General features: G+C 69.5%; 22 protein-coding genes. 14 read left to right on the top strand and 8 right to left on the bottom strand.

Annotation, left to right across the window (positions count from 1 at the left end):
* The first annotated feature begins 270 nt into the window (after nt 1-270).
* On the top strand, nt 271-1,509 hold the full coding sequence (locus tag J2Z79_RS11080) for a hypothetical protein (RefSeq protein WP_209466952.1): 1,239 nt from the start codon (nt 271-273) through the stop codon (nt 1,507-1,509).
* A 96-nt stretch (nt 1,510-1,605) separates the two neighbouring features.
* On the opposite strand, the gene J2Z79_RS11075 is transcribed toward J2Z79_RS11080, so the two are convergent.
* Nucleotides 1,606-1,995, bottom strand: coding sequence for a cupredoxin domain-containing protein (locus J2Z79_RS11075; RefSeq protein WP_209466951.1), 390 nt, complete (start codon nt 1,993-1,995; stop codon nt 1,606-1,608).
* Nucleotides 1,996-2,135: 140 nt separating this feature from the next.
* On the opposite strand from J2Z79_RS11075, the gene J2Z79_RS11070 reads away from it, so the two are divergent.
* From J2Z79_RS11070 to J2Z79_RS11045, 6 genes are all read left to right on the top strand, one after another.
* Nucleotides 2,136-3,275: an aminotransferase class V-fold PLP-dependent enzyme gene (locus J2Z79_RS11070; protein WP_245302621.1), complete on the top strand. Its 1,140-nt coding sequence runs from the start codon at nt 2,136-2,138 to the stop codon at nt 3,273-3,275.
* Nucleotides 3,262-4,281 carry a CopD family protein gene (locus tag J2Z79_RS11065; protein ID WP_209466949.1) on the top strand — a complete coding sequence of 340 codons (1,020 nt, stop codon included), beginning with the start codon at nt 3,262-3,264 and terminating at the stop codon, nt 4,279-4,281. The genes J2Z79_RS11070 and J2Z79_RS11065 overlap by 14 nt, the downstream gene beginning before the upstream one ends.
* Before the next feature lies 1 nt (nt 4,282).
* Entirely contained in the window at nt 4,283-4,600 is a 318-nt protein-coding gene (locus J2Z79_RS11060; protein WP_209466948.1) for a cupin domain-containing protein, read from the top strand.
* A complete protein-coding gene (locus J2Z79_RS11055; RefSeq protein WP_209466947.1) occupies nt 4,600-4,818 on the top strand; it encodes a putative Se/S carrier protein in 219 nt (72 codons plus the stop codon). The genes J2Z79_RS11060 and J2Z79_RS11055 overlap by 1 nt, the downstream gene beginning before the upstream one ends.
* 362 nt (nt 4,819-5,180) lie before the next feature.
* Nucleotides 5,181-5,681 (top strand): PDDEXK family nuclease, encoded by a 501-nt coding sequence (locus J2Z79_RS11050; protein ID WP_209466946.1) that lies wholly within the window; start codon nt 5,181-5,183, stop codon nt 5,679-5,681.
* A 166-nt stretch (nt 5,682-5,847) separates the two neighbouring features.
* Nucleotides 5,848-6,225 carry a hypothetical protein gene (locus J2Z79_RS11045; protein ID WP_209466945.1) on the top strand — a complete coding sequence of 126 codons (378 nt, stop codon included), beginning with the start codon at nt 5,848-5,850 and terminating at the stop codon, nt 6,223-6,225.
* Nucleotides 6,226-6,280: 55 nt separating this feature from the next.
* Here the strand turns inward: J2Z79_RS11045 and J2Z79_RS11040 are convergent, their stop codons facing one another.
* From J2Z79_RS11040 to J2Z79_RS11020, 5 genes are read right to left on the bottom strand one after another with little or no spacing between them, the layout of a single operon-like run.
* Complete coding sequence (locus J2Z79_RS11040; protein ID WP_209466944.1) at nt 6,281-6,754, bottom strand: hypothetical protein; 474 nt, start codon at nt 6,752-6,754, stop codon at nt 6,281-6,283.
* A gap of 4 nt (nt 6,755-6,758) precedes the next feature.
* Nucleotides 6,759-7,784, bottom strand: a complete 1,026-nt coding sequence (locus J2Z79_RS11035; RefSeq protein WP_209466943.1) for an ArsA family ATPase — start codon at nt 7,782-7,784, stop codon at nt 6,759-6,761.
* Nucleotides 7,785-8,804 carry an ArsA family ATPase gene (locus tag J2Z79_RS11030; protein ID WP_209466942.1) on the bottom strand — a complete coding sequence of 340 codons (1,020 nt, stop codon included), beginning with the start codon at nt 8,802-8,804 and terminating at the stop codon, nt 7,785-7,787. It abuts the gene before it with no gap.
* Nucleotides 8,805-8,849: 45 nt separating this feature from the next.
* Nucleotides 8,850-9,125 carry a DUF7990 family protein gene (locus tag J2Z79_RS11025; RefSeq protein ID WP_209466941.1) on the bottom strand — a complete coding sequence of 92 codons (276 nt, stop codon included), beginning with the start codon at nt 9,123-9,125 and terminating at the stop codon, nt 8,850-8,852.
* Between the two features lie 26 nt (nt 9,126-9,151).
* Nucleotides 9,152-10,927, bottom strand: coding sequence for a carbon starvation CstA family protein (locus J2Z79_RS11020; protein WP_209466940.1), 1,776 nt, complete (start codon nt 10,925-10,927; stop codon nt 9,152-9,154).
* Nucleotides 10,928-11,184: 257 nt separating this feature from the next.
* Between J2Z79_RS11020 and J2Z79_RS11015 the strand changes: the two genes are divergently transcribed.
* The 3 genes from J2Z79_RS11015 to J2Z79_RS18930 are packed head-to-tail and all read left to right on the top strand — an operon-like array spanning nt 11,185 to nt 12,593.
* On the top strand, nt 11,185-11,517 hold the full coding sequence (locus J2Z79_RS11015; RefSeq protein WP_209466939.1) for a DUF7990 family protein: 333 nt from the start codon (nt 11,185-11,187) through the stop codon (nt 11,515-11,517).
* 21 nt (nt 11,518-11,538) lie between these two features.
* Complete coding sequence (locus tag J2Z79_RS11010; protein WP_209466938.1) at nt 11,539-12,051, top strand: hypothetical protein; 513 nt, start codon at nt 11,539-11,541, stop codon at nt 12,049-12,051.
* A 35-nt stretch (nt 12,052-12,086) separates the two neighbouring features.
* The gene (locus J2Z79_RS18930; protein WP_209466985.1) at nt 12,087-12,593 is read left to right on the top strand and encodes a DNA glycosylase AlkZ-like family protein; all 507 of its coding nucleotides are present in this window, start codon (nt 12,087-12,089) and stop codon (nt 12,591-12,593) included.
* A gap of 24 nt (nt 12,594-12,617) precedes the next feature.
* Here J2Z79_RS18930 and J2Z79_RS11000 read toward each other — a convergent pair whose 3' ends face one another.
* Nucleotides 12,618-13,556 (bottom strand): serine hydrolase, encoded by a 939-nt coding sequence (locus J2Z79_RS11000; protein ID WP_209466937.1) that lies wholly within the window; start codon nt 13,554-13,556, stop codon nt 12,618-12,620.
* Between the two features lie 154 nt (nt 13,557-13,710).
* Nucleotides 13,711-14,832, bottom strand: a complete 1,122-nt coding sequence (locus J2Z79_RS10995) for a CPBP family intramembrane glutamic endopeptidase (RefSeq protein ID WP_209466936.1) — start codon at nt 14,830-14,832, stop codon at nt 13,711-13,713.
* A gap of 242 nt (nt 14,833-15,074) precedes the next feature.
* Between J2Z79_RS10995 and J2Z79_RS10990 the strand changes: the two genes are divergently transcribed.
* From J2Z79_RS10990 to J2Z79_RS18925, 4 genes are all read left to right on the top strand, one after another.
* The gene (locus J2Z79_RS10990) at nt 15,075-15,857 is read left to right on the top strand and encodes an enoyl-CoA hydratase/isomerase family protein (protein WP_209466935.1); all 783 of its coding nucleotides are present in this window, start codon (nt 15,075-15,077) and stop codon (nt 15,855-15,857) included.
* A 74-nt stretch (nt 15,858-15,931) separates the two neighbouring features.
* Entirely contained in the window at nt 15,932-16,816 is an 885-nt protein-coding gene (locus J2Z79_RS10985) for a 3-hydroxyacyl-CoA dehydrogenase family protein (RefSeq protein WP_209466934.1), read from the top strand.
* Nucleotides 16,817-16,819: 3 nt separating this feature from the next.
* Nucleotides 16,820-18,028, top strand: a complete 1,209-nt coding sequence (locus tag J2Z79_RS10980; RefSeq protein ID WP_209466933.1) for a thiolase family protein — start codon at nt 16,820-16,822, stop codon at nt 18,026-18,028.
* 20 nt (nt 18,029-18,048) lie between these two features.
* Nucleotides 18,049-19,212 carry an acyl-CoA dehydrogenase family protein gene (locus J2Z79_RS18925; RefSeq protein ID WP_209466932.1) on the top strand — a complete coding sequence of 388 codons (1,164 nt, stop codon included), beginning with the start codon at nt 18,049-18,051 and terminating at the stop codon, nt 19,210-19,212.
* The last annotated feature ends 133 nt before the right edge of the window (nt 19,213-19,345 follow it).

Here is a 19,345-nt window from a genome sequence, read left to right as displayed (position 1 = left end):
GGCAGAACTGTTGGAGAGCTTCGCACTTTCGGCAGGAGTAAGGCGGAAAAACAGATAACATTGTACCTCTGTGAGGATTTTCGCATGGGGTGACCTGAACCCCGGGCCTTCTGGCGAGCCCCCCGAGACAGGAGGCACCGGCCCCTGCAGGATCCGTTCAGGACCCTGCAGCCCAGCCGCGGGTCGGGGAGACGCCGGAACATCCGGTTGCCACCGCGGATCAACGGGGGAAGGACCAGCGAGGAAGGAGCCGACCGGGGAGGTGCGGAGATGGATCAGATGCTGGCTCTGCCCGTCTACCGGGCGACGGTCCTGGATGCCATCGACGCGGGGGCTTCAGGCTGGAAGCGAATCGCGCTCGGCCTCTCCGAACTCGCGGTGCCCCTGGTGGTTGACGAGTTCGGCCCCGGGCCGGCACGGGAGCGGTACCCGGTCGGCTCGACGCTCCGGTTCACGCTCCGGTGTCACGCGGCATCCATTGCGCCGGCCGCGGACGCAGCCCGGATCATGTTTGCCTGGGATGCGGACTTCCTGCGGTGCCAGGATGCGAACGCCGGGCCTTTGGTCCCTGCGAGCGGGTACGAGCTTTACGGCACCGTCACCGGCGCCCGGAGGGACGACCTGCTGCTGGACGCAGGCCTCACGCTCGCGGTGACGCTGCCGTGGGGGCACTATGCCCAGGACTACCCGCCCGGCACGGTGGTGTGCGTCTGCACGGGAAGGCTGGAGATCACCCGTGTCGAGGGCGACGGCCTCCCCGAGCCGCCTGCGCTGATCCGGAGCAGGGAGTGCACGCCCGCTGCGGGGGGGCGTCCGCCCGCGCACGGGGACGAGGCGTCCGGCGGGGCCCGGGGCGGGCCCGTGGACGAGTTCAGGGCGTTGTTCGAGTACTGGAGGGGGGCAGCCGAGTACTGGAGGAGGGAGGTGAACCCTGATCCCGAGCGCATACGGCTTGGCGGGTTCCCGCTTCTGCCCGACTGGTACCGGCAGACCGGGCAGTACGACAGGCTGGGCCGGCTCCACGAGACGTCCGGGACGACGAAACTGATGCTGCTCCAGGCCGTCCGCCGGCCGTCGACCGGAGTGTACCTGGACGCCGTGGGTGACCTGATCCGGGCCTCCCACTGGTTCCACCGCGCGGGCGAACATGAACTCGCCCGGGCGGCGGGCCGCCGGGCGCTCCTGGAGCTGGACCGGCTGTTCCCTGACGGGGTGTTCAGCGAAGAGATGAGCGGCGACGGCACGGAGGAGTGGTTCGCGCGGGAGATGATGGGCGACGCCGCCGTGTGGGTGGATGCCGCTCTGGCGTCAGCATACTACCGTGAGGCGGTCCGCGGGTTCCGCACCATGGAGGGCCACGAACATGTCGCCGCCTGGAACGAACTCTTCCCCGGCCGCTACATCGAAGACATCCTAAGGCTTTTCCTGAGCGCAGATCCGCGGGACTACGTCGACGGCGAGAAGCGCGTCAGGTTCAAGCTGAAACAGTGGCTCGGGGCCGACTTGTAGGAACCGTCCCGTCGTTTCGCCCCGGGCGGCGTTTCATTTCGTGTCCGACACGCACAGAGGCACCCTCGACCCAACGGTCGGGGGTGCCTCCTTGCGCTACTCGACGACGGTGATCGTGCCGACCATTCCGGCCGTGTAGTGGCCGGCCTGGCTGCAGAGGAACGGGTATGTCCCGGGTTCGTCGATCGTCAGCGTCCACGACTCGCCCGGCCTGATGACGCCCGAGTCGAAGGCGGGCGTCTCCTTCCAGAGCCCCCGCACCGTCGACTGCACCACGTCGTGGGCGATCGCATCCTGGTTGACAAACGTGATCTTGGTTCCTGCCTTCACCGTGAGTTCCGCCGGCGAGAACTTCATGGCCTTCATGACCACCGTGACCTCGCCTTCGGCGGGCTCCGCCGGCGGCTCGGCGCTGGCGCCGCCACAGCCGGACAGCGCCGTGAGGATGGTGAGCAGGAGCACTGCCATGAACGGTGTGCGACGCATGGGACGGTCACCCCCTTGCCTGCGCCTTCACTATAATCGCCGTGGCCCGCACGCGGGTGTGACCCAGATCACTTTGTCCGGCCGCGGTCTGCATGATAATGAGAATGACTCTCAACAACGAAGTGAAGGGGGGTATCCCCTTGATCTACCTCGACAACGCGGCGACGAGCCACCCGAAGCCGGAGGCGGTCTACCGGGCGGCGGACGCCGCCCTCCGGGCCGGCGGCAGCCCCGGCCGGGGCGGGCACACGCTGGCGCTGGCCGCCGGTCGGCAGGTGATGCGGGCACGGGAGGCGGTCGCCCGCCTGTTCGGGCTCGCTGACCCGGCCCGGGCCGTCTTCACCGCCAGCGCGACCGAAGCCCTGAACCTCGCCCTGAAGGGGCTCCTGCGCCCCGGCGACCACGTGATCACCACCCGGGCCGAGCACAACGCCCTGCGCCGTCCGCTGGCGGCGCTGGAGCGGCAGGGCGTCGCCGTCACCTGGCTGCCCGTGGACGAACGGGGGCTTCTGGATCCGGCCGCGGTGCGGTCCGCCCTCCGCCCCGCCACCCGCCTCATCGCCACCCACCACGGCTCCAACGTCTCCGGCGCCCTGCAGCCCATCGCGGAACTGGGCGAGATCGCACGCCGGGCGGGGGTCTTCCTCCTGGTGGACGCCGCCCAGACCGCAGGCGTTTACCCCATCCACATGGGGCGGATGGGCATTCACCTCCTCGCGGCCGCCGGGCACAAGGGGCTCCTCGGCCCCCAGGGCACCGGCCTGCTGCTGGTGGACGCCGCGGTCGACCTGCGGCCCATCCGGGAGGGAGGCACCGGCGCCCACTCCGCCCAGCTCGACCAGCCGGCCGTCTTCCCTGAGGGCTTCGAGAGCGGCACGCTCAACGTCCCGGGCATCGCCGGGCTGGCGGCAGGCGTGGGCTTCCTGGTGGAGACCACGCCGGAGCGCATCCGCTGCCGTGAGCTTGAGCTGGCGGGCGCCCTGCTGGATGGCCTGCGCGGCCGGCCGGGGGTGAAGGTCTACGGGCCGGAGCGGCCCGAGCAGCGGACGGGGGTGGTCAGCTTCAACATCGCGGGGATGGACCCGGGTGAGGTGGAGGAGCTGCTGGACGAGCGGTTCGGCGTTATCGGGCGGGCGGGCCTGCACTGCAACCCGGGCGCCCACGAGGCCCTGGGGAGCCTCGCCCTCGGCGGGGCCATGCGGTTGAGCCCGGGCTATTTTACCACGGAACGCGACATCGAAGAGGCGATAAGGGGGGTCGCTGAGCTTGCTGGACACTGATCGGCCGATTCCGGATCTCGGCCGGCCCGCGGCGGGAGCTGCGGTGCGCCCGGCCCGGCCCCGACGGGTCCCGAAGGTCTTCGACAAGTACATGTTGCCGAAGGTGGCCTTCACCCTGGTGACCGGCGCCTCGCTGGCCGGGGCGATCCTCACCGGCCTGCGCCACGGCTGGATCGACTGGCCGCTGCTGGCCGTGCGCTGGCTGGCCTACTGGTTCCTCGCCATGCTCCTGGGCTCGGAGGTCTGGAAGATCTTCTACCTGCGCCCCTCCGTGAACATGCGGCCGGTGGCGGACGCGGTCGAGTACGGCGAGGCGATGATCGTGCTCCACCGGCGGTGGCAGAGGGTCCTGGCCCCGCTGGGGATCGCCCTCGCCTGCGCGCAGCTGGCGATCTACGGCCGGCAGCACCCCGGCCTCTTGCCCTGGGCGGGCCTGGCCGTCGCCCTCCTGCTGGCGGCGGGAGCCGCAATCGCGCTGGGCTGGCGGCGGCCCGTCGACACCCGGCGGCAGAACGGCCTGGACTGGACGGCCCTCGTCAACATGGCGGCGGCCGTCGCCGTCATGGGCACGGTGGACGTGCTGATCCAGTCGGGGCCGGGGCTGGCCGGCGGCCTGCTCTCCCTGAACCGGACGCTGCACCTCTTGGCCTTCTCCGCCTGGCTGGGCGGTGCGCTCTGGAACATCTTCATCGCCGTGCCCGCCGGCCAGGTGCGGGAGAACATGGACACCGTCATCCTGGCCAACTTCCAGCTCGAGCGGTTCCGCGTCGTCGTCCGCACCGTATTCCCCACCATTGTCGCCTCGGGGCTGGTGCAGGCCTGGGCGATGTTCGGCTGGAGCTGGGAGCCCTTCGTGACCACCTCCTGGGGCTGGCTGGTGCTGCTCAAGCTGGGCATGATCGCCTCGCTGGTGGTGGTCTTCATCACCTGCCCCATGTGGGGGGCCTGCTCGCCCATCCGGGGCGTCTGCAACCTCGACGATCTGTTCGAACCGGAGGAGGAGTAACATGGAACCCAGAATCTTCCGCTGCCTGGACCCGAAGCCGGCCGGCTCCCCGCCCCTGCTGCGGGAGGAGCTCAGTCGGGGCGCCTCCTACGACGTTAACCTCGTGCGGATCGACGCCGGCGTGCAGAAGCCAGCCCACCCCTACGAGGCCGGCGACAGCTTCATGTTGGTGCTGGCGGGCCTGCTCCACCTGGTTGTCGATGGCGAGGTCTACGACCTGAACCCCGGCGACCTGGCCTGGATCCCCAAGGGGGCGGTGCGGGGCTTCACCGCGGGGCCAGAGGGCGCGACCATGGTGGCCGTTCACCTGCGGGACTGATGGCCAGGCTCTACCTCCTGTTCCACTCCACCCACGAGACGCTGAAGGCCGAGTCGCTGCTCCGGGACGCCGGCCTCTCCTGCCGGGTGGTGCAGAAGCCCGCCGCCATCCGGGTCGACTGCGGGCTCGCGGTGCGGGCCTTGCCGGAGGACCGGGACCGGGCGCTGGAGACGCTGGACCGGTCGGGCATCCGGCCGCGCGGGGTGTTCACCGTCTAGCTGTGCAGGCTCATATGCAATTGCATCCCCTGTGGCAGATGGAACTGCCGCAGGGGATCCTTTCTCGGCTCGTATCGGAAGCGAGGGCCTCAACTGGCCGAGGAGACTCGCCGAACCGGGGACGTCGATGCACACGGCCATGGCACTGCAGGGGCGGGGTGCCTGGGGGTGGAGGCGAAGATTCCCGACTGAACCTGAAAAGCCCCACTCCGTAAGTGACAGACAGTTGTCACCACGGAGTGTTACGCCAAGACAGGAGACTCCCAAGGCGACTCAGTACTCTCATCCTGAGGGTTGACGCGCGCAGGCGTGCGCGTGATTCCGAGGCAGGCACGCCATTCAAGTCAAGGAGGATGGCAGTCATGGAGATGGGCGAGAGCCTCGTTTCGGCATACTTCAAGTACGTGCAGAACATCCGGATTGTCGCACGCAACGTCCCGTTCCACCAGGGGCAGGGCGAGATCGACTTGATCGCCATCGATCCAGCTTCACACCGGGTCATCCTGTGCGAGGTAACGACCCACATTGACGGCATGCTGTACGGCGCGGGCTACGACGACACCCGCGACAAGGTGCGGGACAAACTCCTGCGTGCACGTGACTACGCAGAGGCACAGTTCCCTGGGTGGAAGCATGAGTTCCAGCAGTGGGCACCGGTGGTGCGGCCGGCCATGGCCACCAGGTTGGCCGAGCTGGAGCACGAACTGTTCCAGTTCCACGGGATGAACGTCTCCATGGTGATCAACGGTCGATATGCCGAGCGGGTGGACGAGTTGCGGCGGCTGGCCGCCCAGACGCTTTCGGCCACCGATGAGCCGGCGTTCCGGGTACTTCAGATTCTTGAACACCTTCGTCGTGACTGAGCGGGAAGCGGCCTTGCCCTCTGCCCGGGTGAAGCGGCGCAGCGCAGCACAAACGCGGCTGCGGCACCGTCGACGCGGCCATCCGACTCCGCCCTGGACGATGACACAGAAAGGAAGGGTATCCGATGGACGAGAGCACGCGCGTGTACGGGATGAGCACGTCGAGGTGTTCCGACACGGGGGCAACGGGTCGGACCCCGACGAATTGGATTCACCTTTCTACCGGATCCGGGCCGGGGACCTGGAGCTCACCTACGACCCGGGGGCCAGGGCTTGGTACGTCTACATGCCTGGGCGCGAGCGGCTGCAGACGCCCGTCTCCACGCACCCCTACTACCTCTCCGAGCAGGGCTTCACGATGGTGAACATCGACTGGGATCACACCCAGGAGCACGTGTATGGCATCGAGATCGTCGGCGGGAACCCGGATGTCGACCTGGTGATCTACGACGTGGGGGAACCCGCACGCGAGCCGAAGCCCGGGCAGGGCCCAGCGCGCGGCCGGGGCAGGCACCTGCAGCTGATCCGGCCGGTGGAGAAGTGATGAACGAAGCGCCAAGGCCCCTGTGGCAGCGATCTGCCACAGGGGCCTTCCTGCGTCAGTGGCACCGGATCCCTTCCAACATGACCTCCACGAGCTGCCGCAGGTCCTCCTGGCGGGCGGTGGGAGCGCCGCCCCGCAGGGACGGGACGAGCATGAGCTGCAGCCGGCGGCGGGTGGGCGGGCAGTCGATCTCCACCTGCGCCGCCGGCACCTCCCGGCGCCGCAGGAGGCCCCGCCGCACGGTGGTGTAGCCGTGCCGGACGGCGTGCTCGCCGGACGACCCGGGCGAGGCGGTGAGCCGCAGCTCCACCTCGGCCCGGGCGAATTCCGGCGCCTCCGGCGCCACGGCCACCAGCCGGTAGGTCGCCCGCCCCTCGCTCATCCAGCGCTGGTCCGCCCGCTCGCTCCAGCGGTCGATCTCGGGCTGGGAGGGGCCCTCCAGCACCCGCCAGCCGTCGGGCACGGCAAGGAGGAGGATGTTGGTGGTGCCCATCACCAGGTTGCGGGCGGCGAGAAGCTGCTCCCGCATGGCTCTAGGCGATGTAGAGGGCGGCGTCGGCCGGGGCGAACATGTCGCGCGCCACCTGCTTCAGGGCGTCGAGCCCGTGGACCTCCGACTTGTAGAGCGGGATGTACGAGCGGACCAGCGGACCCAGGTCCTGCTCGATGACCTGCATGTAGCCCATCTGCTCCCGGAACTTGTTCTGCAGGTACTCGTCGCCGGCCGCCCGGCGGGCCTCGTCGGCCCGGATGCAGGAGTTGACCAGCACGCCGCCCACCGGGATGTCGTACGCCCGCACCTGCTCGATGAACCGCTTGACCACCGAGATGGGGAGCGTCAGCGGCAGCGTGACGAAGAAGAAGGCCGTCACCTCCGGGTCCACCAGCAGCTTCTTCACGCGGGTGAACCGGTCGTTCATGTCCAGCAGGTCCGCCAGCATCGGGTCCTTGCGGACCTCTTCCTCGACCTTCTCCTTCCGGAAGGAGAGCTGCACCCGGAGGGAGAGCGCCTCCTTGCGGCTCTGGATCATCCGGTTGAGCCAGAGGCCGTAGATCTTGGAGAGCCCGATGAGCCGGATCGCGTTGGCCACCGCGGCGGTGTCGAAGACGATCCGGTCGAAGTCCCTGGCCTCGTTCAGCATGATGTCGATCATCTTGTCGAACATCGCCGACTCCTCGAAGGCGGGGTTGGTGACGGCGATGTCGACGAAGGGCTTGGAGTCGACCGGGATGTCGGCGTACTTCAGGAACTCCCGCACCCGTACGGCGATGTTGTCCCGGTACCGGGCCACCACGTCCGAGGCGTCCACCTCGACGGCCCAGAGGTTGGGCACCCCCTCCACGGGGCGGAAGGCGCCGCCGGAGAGGTTCTGGCCGAAGACCGAGGTGAGCGAGTGGACCGGGTTGAGGGAGGCCACCAGCGTCTTCTTGCCCTCCTGGGCGAACTGGTAGGCCAGGCAGGCCGCGGTCACCGTCTTGCCCACGCCGCCCTTGCCGCCGGTGAAGATGTAGCGCAGGTTCGGACGGCTGTCGAGGAACTCCCGGAGCGTCTGTGCCATCTACGCCACACCTCCCCTGGCGGAAGGCAGCTCCACCTGGCAGTTGATCAGGTACTCGGACGCGGTCTTGATCATCTCGAACCCCTTGGGCTCCCGGGTGAACATGGGGACGATCGACTGCACCTTGTCGCCGAACTTCTGGGCGATGGTCCTGAGGTGCTCCTGCTGCATCGCCACCCGGTTGCGCAGGTAGTCCGACGTGCCCTCCTGCTGCAGCAGGCTGGCCGGGTAGACCTGGTTGACCACCAGGCCCGACATCTGGATGCCCAGGTTCTCGAACATCGTCAGCGCCCGCTCGGTGTCGAGGATGGCCATCTGCTCGGGGATCAGGACCATGAAGAAGGCGGTCCGCTTCTTGGCGGTGATGAGGTCGGTGAAGGACTTGATCTTGTTCCGGATGTCGATCAGCTCCTTCATGACCTCGTCCTCGTGGCCCTTCTCCCCCTTGAGCGTGGCGGCCACCGCGTCGTACTCGGCCACCTTCGCCCGGGCGTCGGTGATCTTCTCCACCCACTTGGAGAGGATGTCGGCCATGGCGACCATGCGCACGCCGTGGCCGAACGGCGGCATGTCAAAGATGTAGATGTCGTACTCCTTCTTGGCCACCAGCTCGGCCATGGCGTCGTAGGTAGCGCTCTCGTACATGGCCGGCTCGGCCGAGGTGGAGTCGATGTATTCGTCGATCTCCTTCGGCACCTCGGGGAGGCCGTACATGTCCATGATCTTCTGCTTCACCTGCTGCTGGTACTCCCGCACCCTGCGGTCGGCGTCGATCTCGACGACGAACAGGTTGGGCAGCAGCTCCACCTCGCCCTGGCCGTAGATGTTCCGCTCGAAGATGTCGGAGAGCGAGGCCTGGGGGTCGGTGGAGAAGAGGAGCGTCCGCTTCTTCTTCACCTGAGACATGTAGTACGCGAGCCCCGAGGAGCTGGTGGTCTTGCCGAGCCCGCCCTTGCCCGCGAAGATGACGATCTCGGCCTCCGGGTTTTGCTCGAAGTAGGCACCCAAGCCCTTTGGCACGGTCACTGCCTCCTTTTCTCGCGCCGGGCCCCGGCGGGGCGCCGGCTAGTAGATCGCATCGGTGAAGTCCCGCTCCCGGAAGACCCGCTGTTTCCAGGACTCGATGTTGGGCACCGCGTAGGGCAGGATCCGCAGGGAGTAGTAGGGCGGCAGGACCGGGATGCCCAGCATGTCGCCCAGCGTGATGAACATGAAGAGATGCTCCATGTGCATCCGGGTCCGCAGCGCCGCGGTGACGTTGCCGTGGCTCGCCATGCCGTAGAGGACGCCCTTCAGGGCGTTCAGGAACCCGCCCTTCTTCTGCTGCTTCGACTCACCCAAGCCTCTGTCACCTCCGCTGTCTCACGCTAATCGTCGCCCATGGAGACCCTGGGCGCTGCCCCCGGCGGCCGGCCGGCGGCGGCGTACGCCGAGTAGGTCCGGAACGCCATCACCAGGCCGAGGATGAACAGCGCCACCCCGACGAGGACGAAGATGCCGTCCATCGCCCTGGCGAAGGCCGGGTACTGGTTGAAGGGGAACTGCACCAGCGTCGGCGTGGTGCCGAGGAAGGCCGGCAGGTAGACCTTCACCACCTGCCAGGCGATGGCCGAGATCGTGGTCACGATCATGAACGTGGCCGGGATCAGGGTGTAGATTGTGGGCGCCTTGGTGCGGGCCAGGTGGATGGTGATCAGCATCAGGGCCAGGCCCGCCAGCAGCTGGTTGGAGCCGCCGAAGTAGAGCCACAGGTTGTTCCAGGAGCCGGTGGCTGCGAACGCCAGCGGCACCAGGAGGCCGATGAACGTGGCGACGTGCTTCTGCCCGAGGACCGAGAGCGGACCCTGGAAGACCTCGGTGGAGACCAGCCGCCAGAACCGGGTCACCAGCGCCTGGACCGTCAGGGCGTAGAGGATGAGCACCACGCCGAAGTAGGCCCGCAGGAAGCCCGTGGCCGCCTCGCCGCCCAGGAACGGCGCGGTGAACTTGATGGCGCCGGCCACCCAGGCGCCGACCGAACCGGTGAGCTGCTCCCTGGGGATGATCATGTAGGCCGCCAGCGATGCCAGGGCCAGCAGCCCCTCGGAGAGCATGGCGCCGGCCCCCACAGGGTGGGCGTCGGTTTCCACGTCAAGCTGCTTGGCGGTGGAGGAGCTGGAGACCAGGCTGTGCCAGCCCGAGATGGAGCCGCAGGCGATGGCCACGAACATCAGCGGCCACATCGGGCTGTTCCCGCCGGGGTTGAAGGCCACCCAGGCCGGCTGCTCGAGCCGCACGCCGGTGAAGCCGGAGACCAGGGCGCCGATCAGGATCAGGATCACGGCCAGGAAGGTGGGGAAGAAGGAGACGTAGTTGATCGGCTGGATGAACTGCGGCAGCGGCAGGACCGAGGCCAGGTAGAGGATCACGCAGGCGATCAGGCCCCAGACGAGGAGCGACCACTCGCCGGCGATGCCGCCGGCTGAGACGCCCTGGGCCGGGTTGGGCGGCCACGCGCCCTGCGGGGTCTGTAGGAACGGGAAGGCTGCCGCGGCCCAGATCACCAGCGCGATCAGTACCAGGGCCAGCAGCGTGGTCATCACCACGTTGGCCCGCACCTTGTAGAGCAGCTGTCCGGCCAGCACGCCGACCAGGATGATGCCAACGGTCGCGGCGAAGGTGGAGGGGAAGATGTGCCAGAAGAGGGCGATGAAATAAATGAAGGTAGCCGAGATGATCAGCAGGTAGAAGAGGATGAAGCCGAGCAGGGTGTTGCGGCCTGCATGGCCGGTGAACTCGTAGGTGATGGGCCCGAAGGAGCGCCCCTGGTTCCGGATGGAGAGCATGATGGACCCGTAGTCCTGGAGCCAGCCGATGAAGAAGTTGCCCAGGATGATCCAGGCCAGGGCGGGCGCCCAGCCGTAGTTGATGGCGATGTAGGGACCGAGGATGGGTCCCAGGGCGGCGACGCTCTTGAACTGGTAGCCCCACAGGACGTACTTGGTGACGGGGAAGTACTCCACGCCGTCGGTGTACATGTGGGCCGGCGTCGTCCGCTTGGGGTCCGGCTTCCACACGTTGCGGTCGAACCACTTGCCGTACGCGAAGTACGCGATGCCGTAGGCGACCAGCGCCAGCAACACGAACAGGGCCGGCGAGCTCATCCTTTCACTTACCTCCTCTCTGCGTTTCGGATCGGGAACCGCACCCGGTGTCTGCCCTCGCGGCCGCGCATCCCCCCTCCCGGTGCGGACAGCACCGCCTGGCGCAAAAGTTGACAGATTAGACCCAGCTTTCAGGCTAGTCAATGTAATCTATTTTGCGCTGCGGGCTGAATTCCTCTTTAATAAGGAACATTCGGTGATACGAGCAGGGATTTCCCATACGGGCACAGAATCGGAAGGGCGAGGGGGTGACGCCGATGGGGGGGCACCACCACGGGCACAGCCACGGCCATGAGCCCTGGGTGCGCCACAGACGGCTCCACGAGCCGCCGCGCAACTGGCGCGAGAAGGTGAAGCAGTTCCTGTGGGGCTTCTTCTTCTTCGAGTGGTACCACGAGCTGCAGCACGAGCGGGCCAAGTACAACGACGTGATGAACCTGATCCTTTTCGGCGAGCTGATCGGCATCCCGCTGATGAACTCCTCCATCGGGCTCCGCCTGCTGCCCTACGCGCTGCCGGAGCTCCAGAGCTGGAAGCACCGGCAGCTGGAGGAGCACGAGGTGATCGAGCACGCGCCGCACATGCACTGAGCGCGACCCGGGGGCGAGAGCATGGACACGGGCCAGATCATCGCCGTCGCCGCAGCGGCGGTCTTCTTTGTCTGGTACTTCGCCGGCGCGCTGCTCAACCGGCGGCGGGCCGCCGAGCTGATCCGGGCCGTGCGCGGGGCGGTCGGCGCGGTGGGGGAGGGCCCCACGATCCGCTGGCACGGCCGGTCCGCCTTCGAGGTCTCCGTTGCCGAGCCGGTCCCGCCCCTCACCGCGTTCCGGTTGCTCTGCCTGCTGGAGCCGCGCGACTTCCCGCTGGCCCTGGCGTGGAACCGGCTGCGGGGGCGGCGGGACCAGGTGCTGATCAACGCCGACTTCGCGCGGCCGCCTCGGGCGGGCGCCCCCGATCCGGGCCGGTACGGCATCCCCGGGCTGACCGGCGTCGAGCTGCGCGCGGAACAGCCCCACCTCCGGCTGGTCCTCCAGGTGGGCGCCGGCGGTGAGGCTGCCATTGAGAAATCTGTGGCGCTGGTGCGGGAACTCGCAGCAGCCCAGCCGGGGGGCCGGCCCGTCTGACGCGCAGGGCGGCGACGGGTGCAAGCGCCTTCTGACTGAGAGGTATCCGACATGACAGGACGATCCCGCAGGAACAGCGACCATCCCCTGCTGACGGAGGGGCACCTGAACCGCGCCCTGCTGGCGCGGCAGCACCTGCTGGCGCGTGCCGCCCTTCCCGTGGAGCGCATGGTGGAGCGGCTGGCCGGCCTCAACGCCCTGGCTGGGCAGGCCTCTCCGCCACCCCGGCGCCGCCACGGTTCCTGCCGGTCTGGGACAACCTGCTGCTCTCGCACCGGGACCGGCCCCGGGTGCTGCCCGAGGAGCTCCGGAAGCACGTGATCCTGAGCGGCGGGCGGGTCCAGCCCACCTTCCTGGTCGACGGGAAGGTCGCCGGCCTCTGGCGGTGGGAGGACTCCGACAGGCGGGCGCGGCTGACACTGGAGCCCTTCAGGCCGCTTCCCGCCGAGGCCAGGGAAGCGCTCTGGGCCGAGGGGCTCGCGCTGCTCCGCTTCCTCACCGGGAAGGCGGAAGGGCTTGAGGTCGCCATCCTTCCGGGATAGCCGCGGCGTTCGGCGGGTGAGGCGTCAGTACGCGGCCATCCCGAACTGATGCAGGAGGCACTCGATGATTGGGGCCCTGACCGGCTCGATCCAGAGGCGCCCGGTCATGGCCTGGTAGACCGCCGTGGAGAGGCGGGCGATCGCCCTGTCCGCCTCGCTCACCGGCGCCCCTTCGGTGAGCACGACCAGGGCGTAGGGCGTGTCCGCGTAGACGATGCCGCTGTCGTGGTAGTTGCCGTCGTAGGACCCGTACTTGTGCAGGTGGGGCACGCCCGCCGGCAGGCCTGCGGTGATCCGCCCCCGGTAGGTTGCATCCCGCAGGGGTTCGAGGAGCAGCTCGGCGTACGCCGGGTCCTCGTGCGCCAGCCGGTCGAGGTGGTGCCACCACTGCAGCACGGACAGGGCGCTGGCGCGCGGCAGGCGGTTCTCATGGGTCAGGGGGCCGCCGATGCTGGCGGTCCAGCGCTCGATGTTGCCCCACCCGAGGCGGCGGCCCAGCATGTTGACGGCGATGTTGCTGCTGTGCTTGAGGGACTGGTCCACCAGGTCTCCGACGGGGTAGGACGCCCCGAACTCCGCCTCTGCGAAGAGGCCCGCGGGGTCCTCGAAGTCGTCCTCGGTGTACTCGACGAGGTCCTGCCAGCCGATCGTCCCCGTGCGGTACTGCTCCAGGGCGTAGAGCGCGACCGCCACCTTCAGCGTGCTGGCCGGGTGGTAGAGCCTGTCTGCGTTGTACAGCCACCGCTGCCCCGTGGAGAGGTCCTCCAGCGCGACGCTGTACTCGCCGGAAAAGCCCGCCATCGCCTGACGGACGGCCTGCCCGATCCGGCGTGCCAGCGGCTGCTCTGCCGCCGGGCGCGGCGCGGCCGGGACGGGCTCAGCGGCCCCGGCGGTCCCGGGAGCGCTGAGTGTCAGCACGGTCAGCACTGCGCATACGACGGCCAGCCCACGCAACCTGGTCACCCTCCTCTTGCCCATGAATATTCACGGTTATAAGTATGGATCGGACGCGCCGTGCCGCGCAAGATGGGTCGCTTCCAGGTGCTTCGAGGTCCTGCGCGGCGTGCGCAGGACCTCGACGCGTGCGGCGCATGTACCCGGGCGGACCGGCTCGCCGTCATTCCCCCAGCGAGGCGATCAGGATCGGGGCCGAGGCTACCGTGTTCATCACCACGTGGGTTACGGTGCTGGCCCCGGTTCCCCGGCGCCAGCGGACGACGCCGAGGACCAGGCTGAGCGCCAGCAGCGTGGTCAGCCGCGCGGCCGACCAGTCTACGATCACGTGCTTCAGGGCGAACAGCACCGCAGTGACCAGCAGGCCGCGCAGGGGGCCCAGCGCCTGCCCGAAGCCGGTCTGGATGACCCCGCGCCAGGCCAGTTCCTCGGCGACCGGCACCACCAGCCCGTTAGTCACCAGGAAGAGCGCAGCCACCCAGAGCGGGAGGGCGGCGCTGCCAGAGTCGGCGACGAGAGAGGTCGCCGCCTGGCCGAAGAGGTGCCGGTCGACCCAGCTGGCGGCCGAGATCAGGGCCAGCACCACCGCACCGCCTGCGAGGCCGGCCAACAGGGCGGACCGGTCCCACCGCAACTCCCAGCGCCCGCGCCCGATGCCAAGCGTGGCCCCCAGGCCGGTGACCGCCAGGGCGAGCAGCGGGAAGCTGACCAGCATCGCCAGCACCCCCCCACCCGGAGGGCTGCCGGTGAGCTGGAAGAACACGAGGGCCAGCTGGCGCCTCAGCCCGAACTCAAGGCCCGCCCACAGCACGGCGGCGGCGAGCGCCATCTTTCCCTCTGTAGCCAGCCGCATCTCCCGCGGGGCCGGGAGACGGGCGCCCAGCGCCCCGCCCAGGGGCGGCATCGTCAGGGCCAGCAGCAGGCCCGGCCAGCCGAACGCGACTTCGTTGTACGGAACGCCCAGGGCGTCCCCGAGAAGCCGGAGGCCGAGCAGCAGCAGCGCCAGGACGGCGGATCCCGCCACCAGCGGGCCCTGGAATGCCGCGCCGTAGCGCCGGCGGATCCAGGCGCCGGCCGCAAGCCAGATGGGGGCCATGGCGGCGGTGACCAGCCTGAGCCGAAGGGGGCTGGGGACCGCCGCGGTGGCGTACGCCACAGGGAACATGGCGACAAACAGCCAGATGACCAGGCCTGTGCCGATGGCGAGGGCCCGGACGGCCGCACCCGACGCGCCCCTCACGCCGCCCGCCCTGCCGGTGTTCGTTACGTCCTGCACGGGTCTCATGCGCATCTCCCTCCCCGACTTGATGACTCAGGGAACATGCTGACGAGTTCGAATGCATAGCCAAATTGTTTGCGATGACCCGCGCGCCTCCGTTGAGCAGGCAGTCGCACCGCGCCGTGCCGTCAAGCCCGAGCAGCAAGGGAGCCGGGGAGGGAGGAGACTGCACCCTTTGTCACGAATTGATGCGGTAGTACAGAATGTTCGGGTAATGACAATAACCATACGCAACGGGAGGGTGGCTCGTGAGCTACAAGGCGCTGGAGTTTGCGGTGTCGGGGCCCATTGCCACGGTCGCGTTCAACCAGGAGCACGTGCTGAACGCCCTCACGCCCGAGCTGGTGGCCGACCTGAGCCGGGTGCTGCCGGAGATCAGGCAGAACCCGGAGATCCGGGCCGTGATCATCACGGGGCGGGGCCGGGCGTTCTGCGCCGGCGGCAGCCTGCAGTCCATCGGCGAGGGGTTCGGCCCGGCAGAGGGGCACCGGTACATGTCTGAGGGGACGCGCTGGGTGCATGAGCTGGCCACCCTGCCCAAGCCCGTGGTGGCGGCCGTCAACGGGATCGCCGTCGGCGCGGGCCTCAGCATCGCCCTGGCCTGCGACGTGGTCATCGCCTCGGAGAAGGCGACCTTCGGGGCGGTCTTCGGCAAGGTCGGGCTGGTCCCGGACGTCGCCATGACCTACTTCCTGCCGCGCGTCGTCGGGCTGCAGCGGGCCAAGGAGCTGGTCTTCTCGGCCCGGATCTTCCCCGCGGCCGAGGCGCTGGCGCTGGGAATCGCACTGAAGGTGGTGCCCGAGGAGGCGCTGATGGACGAGGCCCGGGCCATGGCGCAGGCGTTCGCCCAGGGGCCGACCTTCGCCATGGGGCTCGCCAAGGGGCTGCTCAACCGGAGCCACAACGCCGCGCTGGAGGAGGCGCTGGAGCGGGAGGCGGCGGCCCAGGCGCTGCTCTTCCAGACGGCGGATCACGCCGAGGGCGTCCGCGCCTTCCACGAGCGGCGGCCGCCCGAGTTCCGGGGGAGTTGACTGCGAACGGGTGGCCTGGCTTCAGGGGGAGTTCCAGCCGCAACCGGGTGGGAGATGACAGGAGGGGGACCGAAGTGGAGGTACGCAGCATCTGCGTCATCGGCGCCGGCGTCATGGGCCACGGCATCGCCCAGGTGGCGGCCGCGGCGGGCTATGCGGTGACGGTCAACGAGGTGGACGAGGGGACGCTGGCCCGTGGGATGGGCCAGATCGAGCGCAGCCTGAAGCGGCTGGTGGCCCGTGGGCAGCTGACGGAGGGCCAGGCGGAGGAGATCCGGGGCCGGATCCGGCCGGAGACATCCCTGGCGGCGGCGGCCGCCGAGGCGGACCTGATCATCGAAGCCGTCACCGAGAACCTCGCGGTGAAGGAGTCCGTCTTCAGGGCCGTGGACCAGCACGCCCGGCCCGATGCGATCATCGCGTCCAACACGTCGCAGTACAGCATCACCCAGCTGGCCTCGTTCGTGCGCAGCCCCGGGCGGGTCTGCGGCATGCACTTCTTCAACCCGCCGGTGCTCATGCGGCTCATCGAGATCATCCGCGGCCTGCAGACGTCGGACGAGACCTACGCCACCGTGGTGGCGGTGAGCCGGCGGATGGGCAAGGAGATCGTCACCTGCAGGGACTCGCAGGGGTTCATCACCTCCCGGCTGATCAGCGCCCTGGCCCTGGAGGCGATGCGGATCGTGGAAGAGGGTCTGGCGAGCCCCGAGGACGTGGACCGGGCGTGCCGGCTGGGCCTCGGCCACGCAATGGGGCCCCTGGAGACGGTGGACCTCACCGGCCTGGACACGGCGCTGGCAGTCAGCGACGAGCTGGTGAAAGCCTTCGGCGACCGCTTCCGGGCGCCCCAGACGCTCCGCAACCTCGTCCGGGCGGGCCGCATCGGGCAGAAGGCGGGCCGGGGGATCTACGCCTACGACAGGGACGGCAAGCGGATTTCCCGACAGGAGGGGTGAGCCGTGGAGGCCGTGATCGTCACCGGGGTGCGGACCCCGTTCAGCAAGTTCGGCGGCGCCCTGCGGGAGATGCACAGCATCGACCTGGGAGCGCTGGTGATCGCCGAGGCGGTCCGGCGGGCCGGGCTCCAGCCGGCCGAGGTGGACGAGGTCTACTACGGCGCCACGATGCCCGCCGAGCTGGCGCTGCAGCAGAACATCCCGGCGCGGCAGGCGCTGCTGCAGGCGGGGCTCCCGCCCACCACGGTCTCGCTGACCGTCGACCGCGCCTGCTGCTCGTCGACCACCGCGGTGCAGCTGGCCCAGCAGGCGATCCTCGCCGGGCGGGCGCGGGTGGTCCTGGCCATGGGGGCGGAGAACATGAGCAACGTCCCCCTGCTGCTGCCCGGCTCCCGCTGGGGGCACCGCCCGGGCGGGCTGAAGCTCTTCGACCCGATCTACGAGGCGGGCTACCCGCGCTACAGCAAGGTCGCCTGCGACGCCGGCGAGGTGGCCCTGGAGCACGGGATCACCCGGGAGATGCAGGACGAGTGGGCCGTGCGCAGCCACCACCGCTACGCCGCGGCGCTGGAGGCGGGCCGCTTCGCAGAGGAGATCATGCCGGTGCCGGTGCCCCGGCCGCGGGGCGCGGTCGAGCTGTTTGAGCGGGACGAGCTGCCGCGCCCCTCCACCACGCTGGAGGCGCTCGCCAAGCTCCCCACCGTCTACGGCAGCCCCACCGTCACCGCCGGCAACGCCCCCGGGCTGGACGCCGGCGCCGCAGCGGTCGTGGTGATGGCGGAGGAGGAGGCCCGCAGGCGATCGCTGCGGCCGCTGGCGCGCATCCGCTGCGCCGTGAGCGTGGCCATCGACCACCGGCGGCTCGCCGAGGCGCCCGCCTATGCGATCCGGAAGGCCCTCGATGTGACCGGCCTGAGCCTCGAGCAGCTGGAGCGGATCGAGATCAACGAGGCCTTCGCCGCGGTCCCGCTGGTCTCCACCAAGCTGCTGGCCGAAGGGGACCCGGCGCTGTGGGAGAGGCTCAAGGAGCGGACCAACGTCAATGGCGGCGCTGTGGCCATCGGCCATCCGGTGGGCGCCAGCGGCGCCCGGCTCGTCCTGACCCTCGCCCTGGAGCTGCGCCGGAGCGGCTGCCGGTTCGGCGTGGCGGCCATCTGCGGCGGGCTCGGCCAGGCGGACGCGATCGTGCTTGAGTCGCTGGCCGGCGAGTGAGGCGGGAGGAGGGGGCGCCGGTGTGGAAGCGGCTGTTCCTGTCTGAGGAGCACGAGGAGATCCGCCGGCTGGTGCGGCAGTTTGCGGAGCGGGAGCTGCAGCCCCACGCCGAGGAGTGGGAGGCGCAGGAGTTCATGCCCTCCGACGTCCTGCGGCGGATGGGCGAGCTGGGGCTGCTGGGCCTGCGCTACCCCGCCGAGTACGGCGGGCAGGGCCTGGACATCTTCGCGAGCATCGTCGTCTACGAGGAGCTGGCGCGCTGCCGCGCCGCCGGGCCTGCGGCCGTGGCGGCGGTGCACGCGGAGATCGCCCTGCCCCTCATCCTGAAGTTCGGCACCGAGGCCCAGCGGCGGCGGTACCTGGTCCCCGGGCTGCGGGGCGAGAAGATCGCCTGTCTGGCCATCACCGAGCCCGACACCGGCTCCGACGTCGCGGCCATCCGCACCCGGGCGGTGCGGGACGGCGACGGGTGGGTCCTGGACGGCGCCAAGACCTTCATATCCAATGGCGCCCGCGCCGACTTCGCCGTCGTGCTGGCCCGGACGTCTCCCGAGGGCGGGCACCGGGGCCTCTCGCACTTCATCGTCGAGAAGGGGACGCCCGGGTTCCGGGTGGCGCGCCAGCTGAAGAAGGCGGGGCAGCACTCGGCGGACACGGCGGAGCTGCAGTTCGACCAGGTGCGGCTGCCGGCCGACGCGCTCCTGGGGGAGGAGAACCGGGGCTTCTACCAGACGATGTGGCAGTTCCAGACCGAGCGGCTGATCGCGGCCGCGGTGGACGTGGGCCGGGCCCGGGTCGCCCTGGAGCTGGCGGTGGCGTACGCCGGTACCCGCCAGGCCTTCGGCGGGCTGCTGGCCGAGAAGCAGGTGATCCGCCACCGCATCGCCGACATGGCCACCCGGGTGGAGACCGCCCGCCGCCTGCTCTACACCACCGCCTGGGAGGTGAAGAGCGGCGGCCAGCCGGCGGCGGCGATCAGCATGTGCAAGCTGGTGGCGGCCAACACCGCCCTCAGCGTGGCCGACGACGCCCTGCAGATCCACGGCGGATACGGCTACATGCAGGAGTACCCCGTGCAGCGGCTCTGGCGGGACGCTCGGGTCTCCCGCATCGTGGCGGGCACCGACGAGATCATGCGGGAGATCATCGGCCGGGAGGTCATCGGGAAAGGCGGAAGGGAGTGAACGCGAAACCGGGCAGCGGTCCACACGCTGCCCGGTCTCGCGGTGCGCCCAGCATGGGCGCTGACTTGTTGGTGAAAGTCCAACACGGGCGAGGTGGCACTAGCCCGTTAGCCAAAGGCAAGGGCTGCCCAGT

This window comes from Symbiobacterium terraclitae (assembly GCF_017874315.1).
GTDB classification, from domain to species: domain Bacteria; phylum Bacillota; class Sulfobacillia; order Symbiobacteriales; family Symbiobacteriaceae; genus Symbiobacterium; species Symbiobacterium terraclitae.
The sequence above is the reverse complement of the archived record's forward strand: the minus strand, read 5'-3'. Positions and strand labels throughout refer to the sequence as shown.

Coding starts and splice junctions, on each gene's coding strand:
- J2Z79_RS11035 (WP_209466943.1), bottom strand. CDS start 7,784: ATGGCACAGACGCTCCGGGAGTTCCTCGACAGCCGTCCGAACCTGCGC.
- J2Z79_RS11050 (WP_209466946.1), top strand. CDS start 5,181: ATGGAGATGGGCGAGAGCCTCGTTTCGGCATACTTCAAGTACGTGCAG.
- J2Z79_RS11040 (WP_209466944.1), bottom strand. CDS start 6,754: ATGCGGGAGCAGCTTCTCGCCGCCCGCAACCTGGTGATGGGCACCACC.
- J2Z79_RS11080 (WP_209466952.1), top strand. CDS start 271: ATGGATCAGATGCTGGCTCTGCCCGTCTACCGGGCGACGGTCCTGGAT.
- J2Z79_RS10995 (WP_209466936.1), bottom strand. CDS start 14,832: ATGAGACCCGTGCAGGACGTAACGAACACCGGCAGGGCGGGCGGCGTG.
- J2Z79_RS11020 (WP_209466940.1), bottom strand. CDS start 10,927: ATGAGCTCGCCGGCCCTGTTCGTGTTGCTGGCGCTGGTCGCCTACGGC.
- J2Z79_RS11055 (WP_209466947.1), top strand. CDS start 4,600: ATGGCCAGGCTCTACCTCCTGTTCCACTCCACCCACGAGACGCTGAAG.
- J2Z79_RS11075 (WP_209466951.1), bottom strand. CDS start 1,995: ATGCGTCGCACACCGTTCATGGCAGTGCTCCTGCTCACCATCCTCACG.
- J2Z79_RS11015 (WP_209466939.1), top strand. CDS start 11,185: ATGGGGGGGCACCACCACGGGCACAGCCACGGCCATGAGCCCTGGGTG.
- J2Z79_RS11060 (WP_209466948.1), top strand. CDS start 4,283: ATGGAACCCAGAATCTTCCGCTGCCTGGACCCGAAGCCGGCCGGCTCC.
- J2Z79_RS11010 (WP_209466938.1), top strand. CDS start 11,539: ATGGACACGGGCCAGATCATCGCCGTCGCCGCAGCGGCGGTCTTCTTT.